The 20751-nt window shown below is 65.7% G+C and carries 12 protein-coding genes; 8 read left to right on the top strand and 4 right to left on the bottom strand.

Features of this window, described 5'->3' with window-relative positions; genetic code table 11:
- Window positions 1–96: 96 nt before the first annotated feature.
- On the top strand, window positions 97–1671 hold the full coding sequence (locus tag M9H71_RS16850) for an adenylate/guanylate cyclase domain-containing protein (RefSeq protein WP_455406111.1): 1575 nt from the start codon (window positions 97–99) through the stop codon (window positions 1669–1671).
- 250 nt (window positions 1672–1921) lie between these two features.
- On the opposite strand, the gene M9H71_RS16845 is transcribed toward M9H71_RS16850, so the two are convergent.
- From M9H71_RS16845 to M9H71_RS16830, 4 genes are all read right to left on the bottom strand, one after another.
- Window positions 1922–3205, bottom strand: a complete 1284-nt coding sequence (locus tag M9H71_RS16845) for a glycerate kinase type-2 family protein (RefSeq protein ID WP_455406110.1) — start codon at window positions 3203–3205, stop codon at window positions 1922–1924.
- A gap of 174 nt (window positions 3206–3379) precedes the next feature.
- Complete coding sequence (locus tag M9H71_RS16840; RefSeq protein WP_455406109.1) at window positions 3380–4615, bottom strand: ABC transporter substrate-binding protein; 1236 nt, start codon at window positions 4613–4615, stop codon at window positions 3380–3382.
- A gap of 217 nt (window positions 4616–4832) precedes the next feature.
- Window positions 4833–6320, bottom strand: coding sequence for a UdgX family uracil-DNA binding protein (locus M9H71_RS16835; protein WP_455406108.1), 1488 nt, complete (start codon window positions 6318–6320; stop codon window positions 4833–4835).
- Window positions 6321–6517: 197 nt separating this feature from the next.
- A complete protein-coding gene (locus M9H71_RS16830; protein WP_455406107.1) occupies window positions 6518–7768 on the bottom strand; it encodes a putative DNA modification/repair radical SAM protein in 1251 nt (416 codons plus the stop codon).
- 169 nt (window positions 7769–7937) lie between these two features.
- Between M9H71_RS16830 and M9H71_RS16825 the strand changes: the two genes are divergently transcribed.
- From M9H71_RS16825 to M9H71_RS16795, 7 genes are all read left to right on the top strand, one after another.
- The gene (locus tag M9H71_RS16825; protein ID WP_455406106.1) at window positions 7938–8720 is read left to right on the top strand and encodes an ImuA family protein; all 783 of its coding nucleotides are present in this window, start codon (window positions 7938–7940) and stop codon (window positions 8718–8720) included.
- Window positions 8611–10206 (top strand): Y-family DNA polymerase, encoded by a 1596-nt coding sequence (locus M9H71_RS16820; protein ID WP_455406105.1) that lies wholly within the window; start codon window positions 8611–8613, stop codon window positions 10204–10206. Before M9H71_RS16825 ends, M9H71_RS16820 begins: the two co-directional genes overlap by 110 nt.
- Before the next feature lie 151 nt (window positions 10207–10357).
- Window positions 10358–13900 carry an error-prone DNA polymerase gene (locus M9H71_RS16815; protein ID WP_455406104.1) on the top strand — a complete coding sequence of 1181 codons (3543 nt, stop codon included), beginning with the start codon at window positions 10358–10360 and terminating at the stop codon, window positions 13898–13900.
- Window positions 13901–14036: 136 nt separating this feature from the next.
- The gene (locus M9H71_RS16810; RefSeq protein WP_455406103.1) at window positions 14037–15434 is read left to right on the top strand and encodes a CoA transferase; all 1398 of its coding nucleotides are present in this window, start codon (window positions 14037–14039) and stop codon (window positions 15432–15434) included.
- A gap of 218 nt (window positions 15435–15652) precedes the next feature.
- Complete coding sequence (locus M9H71_RS16805; RefSeq protein ID WP_455406102.1) at window positions 15653–16891, top strand: efflux RND transporter periplasmic adaptor subunit; 1239 nt, start codon at window positions 15653–15655, stop codon at window positions 16889–16891.
- Between the two features lie 156 nt (window positions 16892–17047).
- A complete protein-coding gene (locus tag M9H71_RS16800) occupies window positions 17048–20170 on the top strand; it encodes an efflux RND transporter permease subunit (RefSeq protein WP_455406101.1) in 3123 nt (1040 codons plus the stop codon).
- 233 nt (window positions 20171–20403) lie between these two features.
- Window positions 20404–20619 carry a hypothetical protein gene (locus M9H71_RS16795; RefSeq protein WP_455406100.1) on the top strand — a complete coding sequence of 72 codons (216 nt, stop codon included), beginning with the start codon at window positions 20404–20406 and terminating at the stop codon, window positions 20617–20619.
- Window positions 20620–20751 lie beyond the last annotated feature (132 nt).

Raw genomic sequence — 20751 nt, 5'->3', positions numbered from 1 at the left:
GTGCTCTTCCACCGGTAGCTCTGCACCCCAGATGCTTCTCTTTATACCGCCTGCGCGCTAGGTTGCCGGTGATTACGGCAACCAGGGCTGGGCGGCATGGACAAGTCAGAAACCGACGATTTGCGTGCCCGCGGATGGTGGACCGGCCTCGCCATCGCACTGCTGCTGCTCGGCCTGCCGCTGGCGGTGTGGCTTGACCTCACCAGCCTCGCCGACGCGGCGCTGCGCCGGCAAGCGTCCGATCTGAATTCCGTGATCAAGAGCGTGCGGCACTATTACGCCGCCAACGTGGTCGGGCGGATTCTGGCTCATCCCGGCCAGGTGCAGGTGATCCACGACTACGAGAAGGTGCCCGGCGCAATCCCGATCCCGGCGACGCTGTCGCTCGAACTCGGCAAGGTGATCGGCGAGCAGCAGAGCAACATCACCTATCGTTTCGTCTCGGATTATCCGTTCGCCAATCGCGCTCCGCACCGGCTCGACGCCTTCGAGCGCGACGCCCTCGCGGCGCTGCGCAAGGACTCGAGCGAGAACATCGTGTCGGCATCCGCGAGCCTGTTCAGCGACAGCGTCCGGCTGGTGTCGCCGGTGACGATGGCGCCGGCCTGTGTCGCCTGCCACAACACCCACCCCGAAAGCCCGAAGCGCGACTGGAAGGTCGGCGACGTCCGCGGCATCCAGGAGGTGATGATCACCCAGCCGATCGCCGCCAATCTGTTCTCGTTCAAGTTCCTGCTGGCGTATTTCGTGCTCGCCGCGGTGTGCGGGGTATCGTTCCTAGGGATGCAGCGCCGGCAGTCATTGAAGATCGTGGCGATGAATCGCGAGCTCGAAACCAACAACGACTTCCTGGCATCGTTGTCGATGAAGATCTCGCGCTACATCCCGCCGCAGATCTACAAGAGTATTTTCTCCGGCCAGAAGGACGTCGTCATCCACACCGAGCGCAAGAAGCTGACGATCTTCTTCTCCGATATCCAGAACTTCACCGCCACTACCGAGCGGCTGCAGCCCGAATTGATCACGCAGCTTCTCAACGAGTATTTCACCGAGATGTCGGAGATCGCGCATCGCTACGGCGGCACGATCGACAAATTCATCGGCGACGCGATGCTGATCTTCTTCGGCGATCCTGAAACCAAGGGCGACCGCGCCGACGCCCAGGCCTGCGTGCGGATGGCGTGGGCGATGCAGCGCCGGCTGTCGGAGCTCAACGCGAAATGGCGCGCGGCCGGGATCGAGCAGCCGTTCCGGTCGCGGATCGGGATCAATTCCGGCTACTGCAATGTCGGCAATTTCGGCAGCGCCGACCGGATGGACTACACCATCATCGGCGCCGAGGCGAACCTCGCCGCAAGGCTGCAATCGATCGCCGAGCCGGGCGGCATCGTCATCAGCTACGAGACCTACGCGCTGGTCAGCGACATCATCGCTGCGCACGCGCTGCCCTCGATCACCATGAAGGGCATCAGCCGCGAGGTGGTGCCGTATGTGGTCGATCACCTCCGCGACGGCAGCGAGGCCTCGGCGGTGGTGATGGAGAAGATACCGGGCTTCGATTTCCGCCTCGACACCGCGGCTGTCGCGGCCACCGACAGCGATCGCGTCCGCGCGGTGCTGCTGCACGCGCTGTCGTCGCTCGATCGGCGGCAGCCGAAGGCGGCGGAGTAGCAGGCACAATCAACCACGTCATTCGCCGGGCTCGACCCGGCGTCCATCTCCCTGAGGCGATGGATGCGCGGGCCTTCGCCCCGCCGGAGTGGCAATGGCCCCGCAGGCGGGGCAAGCCCGCGCATGACGGCGATTGTTAGCGGGCGGCCTCTCGTGCGTCATTGCGAGGAGCGAAGCGACGAAGCCAGGAGCTCAAGGTACGGAACTCCTGGATGCTTCGCTTCGCTCGCAATGACGGAGAGGGGATGAACTAAACTAAGATCACCCGGATATCGTTGACGTTGGTCAGCGTCGGGCCGGTGACCAGTAGGTCGCCGGTCTGGGCGAAAAAGCCGGTGGCATCGTTGTCGGCCAGATAGGCGGAGGGATCGAGCTGCTGCTGCTCGGCGATCTTGGCGAAAGTTGCTGCGTCGATCAGCGCGCCGGCGGGATCGTCGGCGTTGCCGGCGCCGCCGTCGGCGCCGTCGGTGTCGGCGGCGAGCGCGGCGATGTCGGGCAAACCGGACAGATGCTGCGCCAGCGCGAGTGCGTATTCCTGGTTGGGCCCGCCGCGGCCCTGGCCTCGTACCGTGACGGTGAGTTCGCCGCCGGACAGGATCGCCAGCTTGCGGCCCGACGCGCGGGCCTCGCGCGCGAGCTGTGCATGCGCAGCGGCGACGTCGCGGGCTTCGCCTTCGAGATCGGCGCCGAGATCGGCGATCTCGAAGCCGGCGGCGCGCGCAACTTCGATCGCGGCATCGAGCGACTGCCGCGGCCGGGCGATGATCTCGAACCCCGCGCGCGCGAACGCGGCGTCGTCCTTCTTGCAGCTTTCGTTGCGCTCATCGTTCAGCGCGGCGGCGATCGCCGGATCGAGCTGCAGATCGTAGCGCGCCACCAGCTCGCGGGCGTCCGCGAGCGTGCTCGGGTCGGGAACGGTCGGGCCCGACGCAATCGCAGACGGCTCGTCGCGCGGCACGTCCGAGATCGCCAGCGTCAGGATCTGTCCGGCGTTTTGGCCGGTGCGGGCGAGGCGGCCGCCTTTGATCCGCGACAGGTGTTTTCTGACCGTGTTGACCTCACCGATCGGGGCGCCGGAGCGCAGCAGCGCGCGGGTGGTCTGCTGCTTCTGCGCGAGCGTGATGCCTCCGGCGGGCAGGATCCAATTGGCCGAGCCGCCGCCCGACAGCAGGACGAGAAGCAGGTCGTCCGGCGTCGCGGTGGCGGCGAGGGCGAGGCTCGCTTCAGCGCCGCGCAGGCCTTCGGCGTCGGGCATCGGATGGCCGGCTTCGATCACCTCGATCCTGCGGGTCGGCACGCGGTGGCCGTGGCGCGTGGTGGCGATGCCGACCAGTCGCGACGATTCCAGTCCCAATGTGTCGAGGTAGTGCCGCTCGGCGGCGGCGGCCATCGCGGCGGCGCTCTTTCCCGCGGCGAGGCAGATGATCCGGCCGCGCGGGGGTGGCGGCAGATGCGCGGGGAGTACGCGATCCGGATGTGCGGCGGCGACGGCCGCATCGAAGATGGAACGGAGCAGCGGTCGATGATCGGTCATGACCGAACTTGTCGCAGGCCGTCGCCGCGGCGGCAAGACGTTCCAACTGCAACAGCCGTCATTCCGGGACGCTCGCGTCAGCGAGCGAACCCGGAATTCTCTGGTGGTCAAGAACCTCGGGATTCCGGGTTCGCCGCTCCGCGGCGCCCCGGAATGACGAAGGTGAGGGAGCGACTAGCCGCCGTTCGGCGAATTCACTTCGCCTTCGATCACGTCGCCGAACAGCTTCCAGTGCTCGCCTTCGAACTTCATGAGCTGCAGTTGCTCGATCGGCGCGAAGTCGGTCGCCGAGGTGTTGAGCTTGATGCCCGGCAGCAGGCCGCCGAGCTGGACGTCCTTCAGGCTGGCGGCCTGCTTCATCACGTTGGCGCGGGTGAGGTCGTCACCGCACTGCTTAATCAGCACCGCCACCGTCTCGGCGATGTTGTAGCCGGTCATGAACGAGGAATCGGCGCGATTGGCGTCCGGCGCATACTTCGCCAGGAACTCGTAATACGCCTTCATGCCGGGATCGTTCTCCCACTGCTTGTCGGTCGCGTCCTTGGCGTAGGAGGCAGAGATGACGCCCTGGGCGTTCTCGAATCCGGCCGGCTTCATGACGCTGCCGGTCGAGGCCGACACGTTCGGCACGATCATCATCGGCTTCCACGCCAGCTCGGCGACCTTCTTGATGGTCTGCGCGGCGAATTTCGGCGTCGCGAAGATCACCAGCACGTCCGGGTTGGAGGCCTTGATCTTGACGATGTGGGAGTCGACGGTCGGCTCGGTCAGCTCGTAGCTGTCCTCGATCACGACCTGCGACGCCTTGGCGCCGAGACCATCCTTGAGACCCTTCAGATAGTCCTTGCCGAAGTCGTCGCCTTGATACAGCACGGCGATCTTGGCGTCCGGCTTCTCCTTCAGGATGTACTTGGCGTAGATCCGGCCTTCGCTCTGGTAGTTCGGCAGCCAACCCATCGTCCACGGGAAGTGCTTCGGATCGTTCCACTTGGTGGCGCCCGACGCCAGGAACAGGTGCGGCACCTTCTTGGCGTTGAGATACTTCTGGATCGCGGTGTTCGACGGCGTGCCGAGCGGCGAAAACATGAACAGCACTTCGTCGCTCTCGACCAGCTTGCGGGTCTGCTCGACGGCCTTCGGCGGCGAATAGGCGTCGTCGTAGGAGATGTAGACGATCTTGCGGCCGTTGATGCCGCCCTTGTCGTTGATCATCTTGAAATAGGCTTCCTGCGCCCGGCCGACGCTGCCATAAGCCGACGCCGGACCCGAATAGGGCACGATGTTGCCGATCTTGACTTCGGTGTCGCTGGCGCCGGGGCTGTATTTCTTCTGCGCCAACGCTTGTCCGCCGGTGGCGGACAGCAGCGCGACGGCCGCGACGGCGGCGATGGAACGGGAGAGGGCAGACATCGGATTCCTCGCGTGTTGTTGTTGGTCTTGCGGCGTACGTTGCAGTGCAGCGTTGGCAGTGCAGCGAGGGTTAGCCGGTTCGGCACGGTTGCTCAACCCGTGCGAGTTGCGACGGTTACCGAATTTCGAGTCCATTCCGTCTAGTGGAAATAAATACCTGCCCGACGGAGGTGCTCAGCCGAAAACATTGCGGCGTCATCGGCGCGCCACACTGAAGCTAGGCCGCGTGCGCCTTCTTCAGATGCGCAGCAACGATCTTCAGGTCGGCGACGAAGCGGGCGTATTCGCGCTCTTTGGCTTCGGCGTCCGGCAGGCGCAGCAGATAGGACGGATGCACGGTGACCAGCACCTGTGGGCCGTCGTTGCGGTCGATCAGATGGCCGCGGGTCTTGTTGACCGGGGTAATTTTGCCGAGCACGCTTTGCGCTGCGGTGGCGCCCATCGCCACCACGAGGAGCGGCTGCAGCGCGGCGAGCTCGCGCTCGACCCATTGCCGGCATGCCTTGATCTCCAGCGTCGACGGTTTCTGATGCAGGCGGATCTTGCCGCGCGGGACGAATTTGAAGTGCTTCACTGCGTTCGTCACGTAAGTCCTGCTGCGATCGACACCGGCCTCCGCCAGCGCACGGTCGAGCATCTGTCCGGCCGGGCCGACGAACGGTTTGCCGGCGAGGTCTTCCGTGTCGCCGGGCTGCTCGCCGACCAGCATCACAATGGCGTGCGGCGGGCCTTCGCCGAACACGATCTGGGTCGCGTCCTTCCACAGCTCGCAGGCACGGCAACCCTGCGCCTCCTCGCGCAGATGCGCCAGCGTGTCGGCGTTCGGCACGGCTTTCGTCATCGGCTGCTCCTGTCGCTGCGGCTTCTTCGGCGCGGTCGCCGCGGCTGCAACCATCGCCTGCGCTTTGCGCTCGGCGTGGTCGATCAGCGGCTTGATCAGCGCCGCTTCGGGCAGATTGCGCCAATACTTCTTCGGCATCTCGGCCTGCATCGCCTTGCTCTTCAGCCGCGCCGGGTTGAAGATGCTGGCGTAGTAAGTGAGCCAGGTTTGTTCGAGGCGATCGTCCGATGGCGCCATCGCCTTGCTGACGCCGGGCGTGATCGCGACTCTGTGGCCGTCCCAATGCGCGCAGACGTCGGGGGTCAGGATCGACCATTCCATGTCGGCGAAACGCCGCGCGAAGAATGGCGCGGCGAGCTCGACGATATGATGCTCCGGCTCGAACCAGGCGACATAGCGAGACTTCGGCTCGCGGCCGATCTCGCGGAAGCGGACGAAGGCATGCATCTTGTGCTCGTCGCGCCGCACCGCCTTGGCCATTGCCTGCAGCCGCGCAATGTCGGGATCGGTGGCGATCTGCATCAGCTCGGGATTTGTGCGAAGCCGCCACAGCAACTGATACAGATAGGCGAAGCGCTGTGGATCGCGGTGCAGGATTGCGGTCTGCGCCAGCTCGACGAAGCTGGCAGGGACGTTGAAGGTCTGCGCGGGGCGAGGCGATTGGGCAGAATGTGTGAACGGCGCAGCCGTTTCAGCAAAGGACCCGGCATCTGGCGCCAGCCCCGCCGCATCGAACAGCTCGGGCTCGTCGCCAGTCACGCTCCATGTGATATCCGCCGGCGCCACATCCGCCAGCACCAGCTCCCGCGCCGCGGTGCGCCAGCCGTCGAAATCGGTGTCGCTGTCGAGCCGGATGCGATGCATGGTGGTGATTCGATTTCTCCCTTCTCAATTCGTTAGTTTGTCATCCTGCGGTGCCGCTTCGCTCACACCTCAGGATGACGACGGTGCTTTTAGCTAATCACCTATCCCCGTCATTGCGAGGAGCGAAGCGACGAAGCAATCCAGCTCCTTGCACTAAAGCTTCTGGATTGCTTCGCTTCGCTCGCAATGACGATGCGTCAAAACCCAAATCCAAGTTGCTGCGCCTTCGGCCGAAACCGCTCCGCCAGCCTTGTGCCGTCGAGTTGGTAAGCCGGAGGACGGTGGTCGGGGAGAACGATAAACGGCAGTGCCTTGTTCCGTGGGATGTGGAGTTTCGAAAGGTCCGCGCTGCGGATCGCGCTGTGGCGCCTGGTATCGATGATGCGATCGACCGCCTTGCGGCCGAAACCCGGAATGCGCAGTAATTCTTCGCGGCTGGCGCGGTTGACGTCGAGCGGAAAGCGCTCGCGGTGGCGCAGCGCCCAGGCCAGCTTCGGGTCCATCTCCAGCGACAGCATTCCGGCAACCGGATCGATGATCTCGCCGGCCTCAAAGCCGTAGAACCGCATCAGCCAGTCGGCTTGGTACAGCCGATGTTCGCGCACCAACGGCGGCGCCTGTAGCGGCAGTGCCCGGCTGGAATCCGGGATCGGGCTGAACGCCGAGTAATAGACCCGCTTCAGATTGTACGAACCGTAGAGATTGGCGGAGGTGTTCAGGATAGTTTGGTCGGTGGCGCTGTCGGCGCCGACGATCATCTGCGTGCTTTGGCCGGCCGGCGCGAAACGCGGCGGCTTGGCGCGGGTGAGGGTCTTCCGCACCTCGGCCTTTGCCTCGGTCGCTTCATCCAGCTTCAGCCGCAGCCGCCCCATGGTTCGACGGATGGCGCGGACGTTCTTCTCCGGCGCCAATTGTGCGAGGCTGGTCTCCTCCGGCACCTCGATATTGATGCTGAGCCGGTCGGCATAGCGGCCGGCTTTGGCGATCAGCGCATCGTCGGCTTCCGGAATCGTCTTCAGATGAATGTAGCCACGGAAGTGATGCTCCTCCCGGAGGCGCCGCGCGACTTCGACGATCTGCTCCATGGTGTAGTCGGCGCTGCGGATGATGCCCGAAGACAGAAACAGCCCCTCGATGTAGTTGCGGCGATAGAAGTCGAGCGTGAGCCGCACGACTTCATCGACGGTGAAGCGGGCACGGGGCACGTTCGACGAGGCACGGTTGACGCAATACAGGCAGTCATAGGCGCAAGCATTGGTCAGCAGCACCTTGAGCAGCGAGATGCAGCGGCCGTCCGGCGAGTAAGAATGACAGATGCCCATGCCGGGCGCGGTCGAGCCCAGCCCCTTGCCGCCCTGGCTGTCGCGTTTCTCCGTCCCGCTCGAGGCGCAGGAGGCGTCGTATTTCGCCGCGTCCGCCAGGATGGCCAGCTTGCGCTGCACGTCCATGCTTGGAATCTCCTTGATTCATCTCGCGAAAAAAAATGCCGCAAGACCTCGGTGCGATCCCGATTGACTCCGCACCAAGGCAGGGATTTATTAGAACATATCATGAACAAATGGGCCGGCAACGGGTTCATCGAATCCGGAAAAACGGCAACGGAAAAAGGAACGGCGCATGGACAGCGCCCGCCACAGCATGCTTGCGCGCCTGCAGGGCGAAATCGACCGGCTCGAAAGCGGGACGGCGGAGACGCTGCGCCGCGTGCCGCTCGGCCATGCGGACGCCGACGCGACGCTGCACGGCGGGCTGGTGCAGGGCGCGCTGCACGAGGTGTTCTGCGACGGCCGTCACGCCGCAGCGGCGACTGGCTTCATCGCCGGTGTGGCGCGGCTGCTCGCCGAGGCGCGCTACCTGTTGTGGATCCGCCAGGATTTTTCCGCGCGTGAAAACGGCGAACTGGCGATGGCGGGGCTGGCCGAACTCGGGCTCGATCCGCGTCGCCTGGTGATGGTGCAGGCGCATGATGCCGACAGCGCACTGCGCGCTGCGGCCGATGCGCTGGCCTGCAATGGCCTCGGCGCGGTGATCACCGAGCTGTGGGGCGAGACCCGCGCGTTCGATGCCGTCGCGTCGCGGAAACTGACACTGGCGGCGCAGCAGTCCGGCGTCACGGCCTTGATGCTGCGGATCGCCGCCGCGCCGCAGGCCTCCACCGCGGAGACACGCTGGGTGGTGCGCGCGGCGCATTCGCCGCCGAGCGAGGATTGGGGCGCTCCGGTGTTCGAGACTTCGCTGCTTCGTAACCGTCACGGCCCAACCGGCCGTTGGATCATGGAATGGAATTGTGATGCGTGCCGCTTCCGTGAACCGCAGACGCATTCTCGGCCTGTGGCTGCCGAGGTTGTCGACCGATCGGTTCGAGCGCCAATCTCAAGCGAGCGGCGGCTCGCTGGCTGAAGCGCCGCGCCTGCTACGCGTCGTCGCTGCCAAGCGCGACAACGCGCTGGTGGTCGTGGCATGTGATGCGCGCGCCAGCCGGGGCGGGGTGATCCCCGGAATGCCGCTCGCCACCGCGCGGGCGATGCATCCTGCGCTCGACGTCGTCGATCACGATCCCTTCGCCGATGCGGCGCTGTTGAATGCGATCGCCGACTGGTGCGACCGCTTCACGCCGCTGGTGGCGTTCGACGGCGCCGACGGGCTGCTGCTCGACATCACCGGCTGCGCGCATCTGTTCGGCGACGAAGCCAAGTTGCTGAACACGCTGACCGCTGCGTTGACGCGGCAAGGCTTTGCGGTCAGCGCGGCGATCGCCGGCACCGCGGTGGCGGCGCGGGCGCTGACCCGCGGCGGCTCGGGCCTGATCGTCGCGCCGGGCGACGAGCCGCGCGCGGTGGCGCCGCTGCCGGTGGCGGCGCTCGGCGTCGATGATGGAATCGTGCGCGGGCTGCGCCGCGCCGGGCTCAAGACCGTCGGCGAGGTGCTGGCGCGGCAGCCGTCCGAACTCGCGGCTCGGTTCGGTGAAGGCTTCGTCGCGGTGCTGCGTCAGGCGACCGGCGAGGACGATGCGCCGATCTCACCGCGGCGGCCCGCGCCGGACTACGTCGTCGACAAGAATTTTCCCGAACCGGTCGCGACTCTCGATGTCATTCTGCCGACGCTGCTGACGCTGGCGAAACTGCTGATCGCTGCGATGGAGAAGAGCGGCAAAGGAGCGCGGCAGCTCACCGCCAGCTTCTTCCGCAGCGACGGGGCAGTGCGCTCGATCTGCGTCGAGACCGGCCAGCCGGTGACGCGGGTCGAGGTGGTGCAGCGGCTGTTCGCCGAAAAGCTCGATGCGCTGAACGATCCGCTCGATCCCGGCTTCGGTTTCGATCTTATCCGGCTCGCCGCCAGCGTCAGCGTGGCGGTCACCGAAGCGCAGCGCGGTTTCGACACCACGGCGCATCAGGCCGAGGACGTCGCCTTGCTGGCCGATATGCTGTCGGCGCGGCTCGGCGCGCGTCGGGTGGTACGCTATCTGCCGCAGGACACCCATATCCCGGAGCGCGCCGCGCTTGCCGTGCCGGTGCAGCATTGTCCGCCGGATGGCAGCGATGCACCGTGGCCGGCGCGCGCCGACGAGCCGCCGCTGCGCCCCTTGCGGCTGTTGCAGCCGCCGGAGCCGATCGAAGTGCTGGCCGGCGTGCCGGATGGCCCGCCGGCGCAGTTCACTTGGCGCCGCGTCCTCCATCGCGTCGCCCGCGCCGAAGGACCGGAGCGGATCGCGATGGAATGGTGGCGCGCCACCGAGCCCGGCTTGACCCGCGATTACTTCCGGATCGAGGACGAAGCCGGCGCGCGGTTCTGGCTGTATCGCGACGGCCTGTACGGCAGCGAGGTGATGCCGGAAGTAGGCGGCAGCGGCCAGCCGCACTGGTACATGCACGGGCTGTTCGCGTGAGGGATGGCGAGTGTGTGCACAGCCTCTCCCCGTCATTGCGAGGAGGCGAAGCCGACGAAGCAATCCAGGCGCCCAGTGTACGGCGCTTCTGGATTGCTTCGCTTCGCTCGCAATGACGGATTTGTCGCTTCAATTTTAAGACGAGACGCCCATGAGCGTGCAGCGCTACGCCGAGATCGGCGTCACCACCAATTTCTCGTTCCTCGAAGGCGGCTCGCATCCGCAGGATTATGTCCATGAAGCGAGCCGGCTCGGGCTCGACGCGATCGGCGTTGCGGATCGTAATACGCTGGCCGGCGTGGTCCGCGCCTATAGCGAACTCGCCAACGACGAGCTGATCCACAAGCCGAAGCTGCTGATCGGGACGCGGCTGTGCTTCGCCGATGGTACGCCCGACGTGCTGGCTTATCCGACCGATCGCGCCGCCTATGGCCGCCTCTGCCGCTTGCTCAGCGCCGGCAAGCGGCGCGCGGCGAAGGGCGAGTGCGATCTGACGTTTGCGGATCTGGAAGCTTTTGTGCACGAGGCTTCGGCCTCGATGAATCAACGTTCGGCCTCCATTCACCAGGTCCCCACGCCGTCATGGCCGGGCTCGTCCCGGCCATCCACACCTTTGCTACGATTGAGTCAGCAAGAGGTGGATGCCCGGCACAAGGCCGGGCATGACGGTAGAAAGGTTACGGGGCGTCATTCGAAGATATTGCTGGTCGTCATGCCGGCCTATCGCTTCCAGACCAAAGCGATTGCCACCGCGCTGGACCGTGTCACTGCACTCAATCCTGGCTCCGTCTGGCTCGGTCTTTCGCCGTATTATCGCGGCGACGACAAGCGTCGGCTGGGCCGGCTGCGGCGGATCGCGGCGGCAGCGCGGGTGCCGTGCATCGCCACCAACGACGTGTTGTATCATCACGCCGCGCGGCGCGCGCTGCAGGACGTGCTGACTTGCGTCCGCGAAAAGACTACCATCGACAAGGCCGGGCGCCGGCTCGAAGGCAATGCCGAGCGGCATCTGAAGCCGGCCGCCGAGATGGCGCGGCTGTTCCGCGCCGATCCGGACGCGATCGCCGAAACGCTACGGTTCGCGGACCGTATCAGCTTCACGCTCGACGAACTCAAATATCACTATCCCGACGAGCCGGTGCCGCCGGGCAAAACCGCGCAAGCGCATCTGCAGGATCTCACCGAGCAGGGCATCAAGCAGTATTTTCCAAACGGCATCAGCGGCAGACTGCGCGCCACCATCGCCAAGGAGTTGGCGATCATCGAACGGCGCGGCTACGCGCATTATTTCCTCACCGTGCACGACATCGTCCGCTACGCGCGGTCGCAAAATATTCTGTGCCAGGGCCGTGGCTCGGCGGCAAATTCGGCCGTGTGCTACGTGCTCGGCATCACCTGCGTCGATCCGACCGAGATCGACCTTTTGTTCGAGCGCTTCGTCTCCGAGGAACGCGACGAGCCGCCGGACATCGATGTCGATTTCGAGCATTCCCGCCGCGAAGAGGTGATGCAGTACATCTATCGGCGCTATGGCCGGCATCGCGCCGCGATCGTCGCCACCGTGATCCATTATCGGCCGCGCTCGGCGATCCGCGACGTCGGCAAGGCGCTGGGCTTGTCCGAAGACGTCACGGCGGCGCTCGCCGACACGGTGTGGGGAAGTTGGGGCAAGGGCGTGAGCGAGATGCAGGTGCGTCAGGCCGGGCTCGATCCGCACAACCCGATGATCGGCCGCGCGGTCGAACTCGCCACCGAGCTGATCGGCTTTCCACGGCATCTGTCGCAGCATGTCGGCGGCTATGTGCTGACGCAGGATCGGCTCGACAGCTATGTGCCGATCGGCAACGCCGCGATGGCGGATCGCACCTTCATCGAGTGGGACAAGGACGACATCGACGCCGTCAAGATGATGAAGGTCGACGTGCTGGCGCTCGGCATGCTGACCTGCATCCGCAAGGGCTTCGACCTGATCGCGCAGCACAAGGGCGTGCGGTTCCAGCTTTCCGACATCAAGTCGGAGGATGACAACGCCGTCTACAAAATGCTCCAGCGCGGCGAGTCGATCGGGGTGTTTCAGGTCGAGAGCCGAGCGCAGATGAACATGCTGCCGCGGCTGAAGCCGAAATGTTTCTACGATCTCGTCATCGAAGTCGCGATCGTGCGGCCGGGCCCGATCCAGGGTGACATGGTGCACCCTTACTTAAGGCGGCGGAACGGGCAGGAGCCGGTGGTGTATCCGTCACCGGCGGGGGAAGCCGGCGACAAGAACGAACTGCGGCAGATTCTCGGCAAGACGCTCGGCGTGCCGTTATTCCAGGAGCAGGCGATGCGGATCGCGATCGAGGCGGCGCATTTCACGCCCGACGAGGCCAATCAGCTTCGCCGCGCGATGGCGACGTTCCGCAATGTCGGCACGATCGGCAAGTTCGAAGCCAAGATGATCGGCAATCTGGTGAAGCGTGGCTACGACGCCACCTTCGCCAAGAACTGCTTCGAGCAGATCAAGGGCTTCGGCTCCTACGGCTTTCCGGAAAGCCACGCCGCCAGCTTCGCCAAGCTGGTCTATGTCTCGGCCTGGATGAAGTGCGAGCACCCCGACGCGTTCTGCTGCGCGCTACTGAACTCGCAGCCGATGGGGTTCTACGCGCCGGCGCAGATCGTCGGCGATGCGCGAAGTAATAGCGTCGAGGTGCGGCCGGTCGATGTGTCGTTCAGCGAAGGCCAGTGCACGCTCGAGGAGCGATGCGGCAGGCATCACGCGGTGCGGCTCGGATTCCGGATGATCGACGGGTTTCGCTGGGCCGATCCGGACGAGGAGCGGGTGCGCCTGGAAGCTGGTGAAGCGCCGAGCGACGATTGGGCGGCGCGCATCGTCGCGGCGCGGGCGAGGGGGGCGTTCACGTCGCTCGAACAGTTCGCCCGCATCACCGCGCTGCCGAAACGGGCGCTGATCCTGCTGGCTGATGCCGATGCCTTCCGCTCGCTCGGGCTCGATCGCCGCGCCGCGCTGTGGGCGGTGCGGCGATTGCCTGACGACGTGCCGCTGCCGCTGTTCGAAGCCGCCAGCGCGCGCGAGCAGCAGGACGAGCGCGCCGCGCCGCTGCCGGCGATGCCGATGGCCGAGCACGTCGTCGCCGATTATCAGACGGTGCGGCTGTCGCTGAAGGGCCATCCGCTGGAATTCCTGCGCGCGCTGTTCGCGGCCGAGCGGGTGGTGACCTGTCGCGAGGTGTCGGACACGCGTCGCAACGGTCGGCGCGTGAGCTGCGCCGGCGTGGTACTGGTGCGGCAGCGGCCGGGCAGCGCCAATGGTGTGATCTTCATGACTATCGAGGACGAGACCGGCATCGCCAACATCGTGGTGTGGCCGGCGGTGATGGAGAAATATCGCAAGGAAGTGATGGGTGCGCGGCTGATCCTGGTCGAGGGCAAGGTCCAGGCGAGCCCGGAAGGCGTAGTGCATCTCGTCGCCGAGCGGCTGATCGATCGCAGCGTCGAGATGGGCCGCCTCGCCGAAGGTCTGGTCCGCCCGGCGCTACCGGACGGCGCGGACCTCTACGAGCAACTAACCTCCGAGAAGCGTGGCTATGAAGCCCTCAACGGCGACCGCCGCGACACGCCCGACGCCCCCGCCCAACGCCATCGCCACCCCCGCGACGTCCGCATCCTGCCGCCGTCAAGGGATTTTCATTGATTGTAGCAGGATGACGCTATGCAAATGGGCTCATCCAAAGGCGATGGATATGCGGGTCGAGCCCGCGTATGACGGCGGTGTGGCTTGGACGTCTCTGCCATCAGGCGAATAACAACACTTCGAGGAACTACACGCCATGCAAACTCCCCGCGACCTGCTTGCTGATCTCTGGACCTCCGTCGGCGCCGACCCCGCCGCGCTGGAGCGCGTGACGCTGATTGGCGACGAGCCGCAGTTGCCGTCGTCGTTTCGCGTCGACGCTGCGGCGCAGGTGGCGATCGCGGCGAGCGGGTTGGCGGCGGCCGAGATCTGGGCGATGCGGAGCGGGCAGGTGCAGGGCGTCAGCGTCGACATGCGCCACGCCGCGATCGAGTGCCGCTCCGAACGCTATTTGCGCAGGAACGACGAGCCGCCGCCGCCCGCTTGGGATCCGCTCGCCGGCGTGTATCAGGTGAAGGGCGGCCGCTATGTCCGGCTGCACACCAACTTTCCGCATCATCGTGATGCGGTCTGCAGGGGGCTGGCCTGCGAGCCGGTTCGCGACGCGGTGCAGGCCGCGCTGCTGCAGTGGGAGGGCGAAGCGTTCGAGAGCGCTGCTTATGCGGCCGGCGGCGTGGTGGCGCTGATGCGCTCGCGCGAGGAATGGCAGACGCTGCCGCAGGCCGCGGTGCTCGATGCGTTGCCGCTGGTGGAGATCAGCAAGATTGGCGACGCGGCGCCGAAGCCGTGGCCCGCGGGCAATCGGCCGCTCGCAGGCCTGCGCGTGCTCGACCTGTCGCGGGTGATCGCCGGCCCCGTGGCCGGCCGCACCCTGGCGGCGCATGGTGCCGACGTGATGCTGGTATCAAGTCCGAAGCTGCCGTCGATTCCGTGGCTGGTGATCGACACCGGCCGCGGCAAGCTGTCGAGCTTCGCCGATCTCACCACGCAAGACGGCCACGCTGCCTTCCGCGCGCTGCTCGCCGAGGCCGATATCTTCAGCCAGGGCTATCGCCCGCATGCGCTCGCGTCGCTCGGCTTCTCGCCGGAGCAGGCTGCCGCGATCAATCCGGGTATCGTTTACGTCTCGCTATCCGCCTACGGACGCTCCGGCCCCTGGGCGGAGCGGCGCGGTTTCGACTCCTTGGTGCAATGCGCCACCGGCTTCAACCATGCCGAGGGGCAGGCAGCCGGCATCACCGGGCCGAAGGAATTGCCGATGCAGATTCTCGACCACGCCACCGGCTATCTGATGGCGTTCGGTGCGATGATCGCGAAGGCTCGCCAGGCGCGCGAGGGCGGTAGTTGGCACGTCCAGGTGTCGCTTGCGCGAACCGGCAAATGGCTGTGGGAGATGGGGCGGCTGCCGCACGGTCTGGCCACGCCCGATATCAGCCCGGAGGCGGCGGCGCCGTATCTCGATGTCACCGGCTCCGGCTTCGGCACGTTGCGTGCGGTGCGCCATGCGGCGGAGCTGAGCGCGACGCCGGCCGCGTGGACGCGCCCGGCCGTGCCGCTGGGGACCGATCCGGCAGTCTGGCCGGCGCGTGGCTGAGCGATCCGCACCGCGGTTCCTGCGGTTAATGTGCCGTTCAGGATGGGACTCTTAAAGGCTCCGCACAGGGGCGCGCGCCTCGGCGGACGGCTGACGCGCAGGTGTCATCGATCGGTGCTAAGCGCAGTTTTGCCGTTTTCACTTTGCGCTGGCCACGATTCGGGCACTATCAGCCGTCAGGGAGGCAACGCGGCGATCAAGCCGGGGTCAGGGTAGGCATGCGCGAACAATTTCTTCGAACTCTGAATCGTCGCAGCACATGGCTGATCGCAGCCGTTTGCGTCGCTGCGGGCGCCGCCATCGGCGGCTACGAGCTGTATCAGGCCAAACAGGCCGACCGCGGCCACACCGAGATTTCCAGCCAGTCGCGGCGTAGCGCCGATCGCTACACCCCGACGCCGGCCGAATGGGCCAGCCTCACGATCGAGCCGGTGAGCGACCGCAGCTTCCGCGCCGAGCACGTCACCGAAGGCAAGATCGCGATCGACGAGGACCGCGCCACGCCGGTGTTCTCGCCCTATGCGGGCCGGGTGACCAAGCTGCTCGCGCGCCCCGGCGACCACGTCGCCAAGGGCCAGCCGCTGTTCACCATCGAGGCGCCGGACACGGTGCAAGCACAGAACGATTTCATCACCGCCTCGACCGCGCTGAACAAGGCCAAGTCGCAGCTCGAACTGGCGCAGCTCCAGGACAAGCGCGCCCGCGATCTGTTCGAGGGCAAGGCGGTGCCGCTAAAGGATTATCAGCAGGCGCAGGCGACGCTGATCACCGCACAGAACGATTTCCAGTCGGCTACCACAGCCCTCGAAGCCGCGCGCAACCGGCTGCGGATTCTCGGCCTCAGCGAGGCCGCGATCTCGGCGTTCCAGGACAAGGGCAACATCAACCCGGAGACCACCATCGCGGCGCCGATCGCCGGCACTGTGGTGCAGCGCAAGGTCGGTCCGGGCCAATACGTCAACGCCGGCGCCAGCGACCCGGTCTACATGATCGGCGATCTGTCGACGGTGTGGCTCACTGCTTTCGTGCGCGAGAGCGAAGCTGCCGACGTCGAAGAAGGCCAGGACGTCAGCTTCAAGGTGCTGGCGCTGCCCGGCCGCACGCTGACCGGCCGGATCGACTACGTTGCCGCCGCGATCGATCCGACCAGCCGCCGGCTGACGGTGCGCGCCACCATCGATAATCCCGGCGGTCTGCTGAAGCCGGAAATGTTCGCCAATGTCACGATCTTCTCGCCGTCAGATCATCCGGCCGTCGGCGTGCCGCGCCAGGCGCTGATCTATGAAGGCGATCAGGTGCGGGTGTGGGTCGCCCACGACGACCGCTCGATCGAGCTGCGCACCGTGAAACCCGGCCTGTCGGCCGGTAACCTCGTCGAGGTGATCGGCAATCTGCGGCCGGGCGAAAAAGTCGTCACCAAGGGCAGCCTGTTCATCGATCGCGCCGCGACCGGGTAAGCCGCGCTCCGACGTCCTGCGCCGCGCGGCTCTTCCGCCGGCGTGCCTGCCTTCTGCCCGTCGTCGCACCGTTCGTTGGAACCGCCCGCGCCGATGATCGACACACCCGCCGGACCCGCATTTCGCAGCCTCGGCCTCCCTTGAAAGGTCCGGTCCATGGGCCGCCTCGTCGAATTCGCGGTCAACCGCCGTTTCCTGATGCTCGCCCTGTTCGTGCTGGTACTCGCCGGCGGCGTGGCGGCGTTCGAACATCTCAATATCGAAGCCTATCCCGATCCGACCCCGCCGATGGTCGACATCGTCACCCAGAGCCCAGGGCTCTCGGCCGAAGAAATCGAGCGCTACATCACCATCCCGATCGAAACCCAGGTCTCCGGCATCAAGAACCTGAAGACGATCCGGACGATCTCGCTGTACGGCCTGTCCGACGTCAAACTGCAGTTCTCGTTCGACTACACCTACGAGCAGGCGCTGCAGCAGGTGCTCAACCGGCTGTCGCAACTGCCGCCGCTGCCAGGCAACGCCCAGCCTGGCATTTCGCCGCTCAGCCCGATCGGTGAGATCTTCCGCTATCGGCTGGTCGGTCCGCCCGGTTACAGCGTGCTCGATCTGAAGACGCTGCAGGACTGGGTGCTGCAGCGCCGCTTCCGCGCCGTGCCCGGCGTGATCGACGTCACCGGCTGGGGCGGCAAGACCAAGACCTATGAGGTCCAGGTCGATTTCAACAAGCTGATCGCCTACGGCCTGACGCTGCCGCAGGTGCTGCAGGCGGTCTCCAATTCCAACATCAACGTCGGCGGCAACACCGTCGACATCGGCGCGCAGTCCGCAGTGGTGCGCGGCGTCGGCTTGATCCGCTCGATCGACGATCTGTCCAACACCATGATTTCCTCAAATGGCGGCAATCCGGTGCTGGTCAAGGACGTCGCCAAGGTCAGCGTCGGCGAGAAGCCGCGGCTCGGCATCGCCGGCATCAACAACGACGACGACATCGTCCAGGGCATCGTGCTGATGCGGCGCGGCGAGCAGAGCTCGCCGACGATCGCGCGGGTAGAGCAGGCGGTCGCCAAGATCAACGCCTCCGGCGTGCTGCCGCCCGGCGTGCGGATCGAGCGGATCTACGACCGCAAGGATTTGATCGACACCACCACCCACACCGTGCTGCACAACATGGTGGTCGGCATCCTGCTGATCGTGCTGCTGCAATGGGTCTTCCTCGGCGATCTGCGCAGCGCTCTGATCGTCGGCGCGACGATTCCGTTCGCGCTGTTCTTCGCGGTGATCATCCTGGTGCTGCGCGGCGAGTCCGCCAACCTGCTGTCGGTCGGCGCGATCGATTTCGGTCTGATTGTCGACGCCACCGTGATCATGGTCGAGGCGATCTTCAGACGGCTGTCGCACTCCACGGTTCTGTCGCCCGAGGAGAGCAAAGAGATCTCCGCCGACACCATCATGGGGATGAAGAAGCACGCGATCCGCTCGGCCGCCGCCGACGTGTCGCGTTCGATTTTCTTCGCCGCAGCGATCATTATCGCGGCGTTCCTGCCGCTGTTCACGTTGTCCGGCGTCGAGGGCAACATCTTCGGCCCGATGGCGCGGACCTACGCCTATGCGCTGGCCGGCGGCCTGCTGGCGACCTTCACGGTGACCCCGGCGCTGAGCGCCATCATCCTGCCGCATCACGTCAAGGAGACCGAGACCTGGCTGATGCGGATGCTGCACAAGCTGTACATGCCGTGGCTCGGCTGGGCGGTGAAGAACCGGCCGCTGGTGATGGCCGGCGCGGTCGGGCTGGTGCTGACCACGGTGATCGCCACCCGCTTCCTCGGGCTCGAATTCCTGCCCAAGCTGGAGGAGGGCAATCTCTGGATCCGCGCGACACTGCCGCCGACGATCTCGCTCACCGAGGGCAACGGCTACGTCAACCAGATGCGCAAGCTGATCGCCAGCTTCCCGGAAGTCGAGTCGGTGGTGTCGCAGCACGGCCGCCCCGACGACGGCACCGACGCGGCTGGCTTCTTCAATGCCGAGTTCTTTGCGCCGCTGAAGCCCGCCTCGCAGTGGCCGGGCAGTCATGACAAGGATGAACTCACCGCGCGGATGTTGAAGCAACTGCAGGCGAAATTCCCCGGCGTCGAGTTCAACTTCTCGCAATATCTGCAGGACAACGTCTCCGAAGCGGTGTCCGGCGTGAAGGGTGAGAACTCGATCAAGCTGTACGGCAACGATCTCAAGGCGCTCACCGAGACGGCCAACCAGATCAAGGCGGTGCTGGCGACGGTGGATGGCGTGAAGGATCTGGCGGTGTTCACCTCGCTCGGCCAGCCGACGATTCAGATCGACGTCAATCGGGCGCGCGCGGCGCGCTACGGGCTGACGCCCGGCGACATCAACGCCACCATCCGGGTGGCGATCGGTGGCGACAGCGCCGGCGATCTGTACGAGCCCGGCAGCGACCGGCACTTCCCGATCATCGTCCGTCTGGCGCCCGAATATCGGAAGAGTGCCGAAGCGATCCACAATTTGCGGATCGGTGTGCAGGGCCCGAACGGCATAACCCAGATCCCGCTCAGCGAGCTCGCCGACATCCAATTGGTGTCCGGCGCCGCCTACATCTATCGCGAGGATCAGGAACGTTATCTGCCGATCAAGTTCTCGGTGCGCGGGCGCGATCTCGGCAGCGCGATCCGCGAGGCGCAGGAAAAAGTCGCCGCGCAGGTGCAGTTGCCGCCGGGCTCGCGCATGGAATGGGTCGGCGAATTCGGCAATCTGCAGGACGCGATCAAGCGGCTGTCGATCGTGGTTCCGATCAGCCTCGCGTTGATCGGCGTGCTGCTGTTCTTCAATTTCGGTTCGCTGATCGACACGCTGCTGGCGATGAGCGTGATCCCGATGGCGATCTTCGGCGGCGTGATGGGGTTGTTGATCAGCGGCATCCCATTCAGCGTCTCGGCGGCGATTGGCTTCATCGCGCTGTTCGGCATTGCGGTGATGGATGGCATCATCATCCTGTCGCAGTACAATCAGCTCATCGACCAGGGCCTTGATCGGGTCCGGGCGGTGATCCGCACCGGGGAGCTGCAACTCCGACCGGTGTTGATGACCTGCGTAATCGCCGGTGTCGGCCTGTTGCCGGCGGCGATGTCGAGTGGCATCGGCTCGCAGGTGCAGAAGCCGCTCGCGACCGTGGTCGTCACCGGCATGATGATGGCGCCGGGGGTGATTCTGATCACGCTGCCGGTGCTGATCTCGTATTTCTCCCGGCGCCGCGCCAACTAATCGCCTTGCTGCGACTCGGCCTGGTAGTTGCGCGAGGTCGGGCGAGTTTATGGCGAGATCGTGTTGAAAACAGGCGCTAACTTGGTTTGTTACTTTGTGACGGTGCGGTGACGTCGGGTCGCGTCGATACATCGCAGCCGCAGCTTGACCTGAGTCAAGGAGGTCGGGCGAAGTCGTGGCACCATTCAACCATGGCTAGGCTCCTGGTTTACCGATGTCCTCAGAACGGTCTGATGACTCAGACCTGGATCGCCGACGAAGTGGTCGGCGGGGAGCGGTCGACCTACGAGCAGGTGTTCTGTCTGGCGTGCTCGCAACAGCACTTCATCAGCCTCGCGACGGGGCGCGCGCTCGGCGACAGCGCTGCGGTGCGAACTGCGACCGGCAGCCCGGCGATTCCGCCGCGCGACCACCGCGCGCCGGTGCTGGCGCTGCCATCGGAAAGCTGAGGTTTCGGCGCACCGGAGCTGGGCGCACCGGACCGGCTATCCGAATCTCAGCGCATTCCGCGGCGATCAGTTCAAGGCGTGTTGAAGCGCTGTGCGGTGTCGGCCGTTCGGCGCGGCGCCGGACGTTCGGCC

Source organism: Rhodopseudomonas parapalustris (assembly GCF_053772255.1).
Note: the sequence above shows the minus strand (reverse complement) of the source record. Positions and strands in the feature narration are given on the sequence as shown.

What these genes read in the sequence shown, in the direction of transcription:
- M9H71_RS16800 (WP_455406101.1), top strand. Translation starts at nt 17,048, where the DNA reads ATGGGCCGCCTCGTCGAATTCGCGGTCAACCGCCGTTTCCTGATGCTC.
- M9H71_RS16840 (WP_455406109.1), bottom strand. Translation starts at nt 4,615, where the DNA reads ATGTCTGCCCTCTCCCGTTCCATCGCCGCCGTCGCGGCCGTCGCGCTG.
- M9H71_RS16815 (WP_455406104.1), top strand. Translation starts at nt 10,358, where the DNA reads ATGAGCGTGCAGCGCTACGCCGAGATCGGCGTCACCACCAATTTCTCG.
- M9H71_RS16835 (WP_455406108.1), bottom strand. Translation starts at nt 6,320, where the DNA reads ATGCATCGCATCCGGCTCGACAGCGACACCGATTTCGACGGCTGGCGC.
- M9H71_RS16825 (WP_455406106.1), top strand. Translation starts at nt 7,938, where the DNA reads ATGGACAGCGCCCGCCACAGCATGCTTGCGCGCCTGCAGGGCGAAATC.
- M9H71_RS16845 (WP_455406110.1), bottom strand. Translation starts at nt 3,205, where the DNA reads ATGACCGATCATCGACCGCTGCTCCGTTCCATCTTCGATGCGGCCGTC.
- M9H71_RS16830 (WP_455406107.1), bottom strand. Translation starts at nt 7,768, where the DNA reads ATGGACGTGCAGCGCAAGCTGGCCATCCTGGCGGACGCGGCGAAATAC.
- M9H71_RS16810 (WP_455406103.1), top strand. Translation starts at nt 14,037, where the DNA reads ATGCAAACTCCCCGCGACCTGCTTGCTGATCTCTGGACCTCCGTCGGC.
- M9H71_RS16795 (WP_455406100.1), top strand. Translation starts at nt 20,404, where the DNA reads ATGACTCAGACCTGGATCGCCGACGAAGTGGTCGGCGGGGAGCGGTCG.
- M9H71_RS16820 (WP_455406105.1), top strand. Translation starts at nt 8,611, where the DNA reads ATGCGTGCCGCTTCCGTGAACCGCAGACGCATTCTCGGCCTGTGGCTG.
- M9H71_RS16850 (WP_455406111.1), top strand. Translation starts at nt 97, where the DNA reads ATGGACAAGTCAGAAACCGACGATTTGCGTGCCCGCGGATGGTGGACC.
- M9H71_RS16805 (WP_455406102.1), top strand. Translation starts at nt 15,653, where the DNA reads ATGCGCGAACAATTTCTTCGAACTCTGAATCGTCGCAGCACATGGCTG.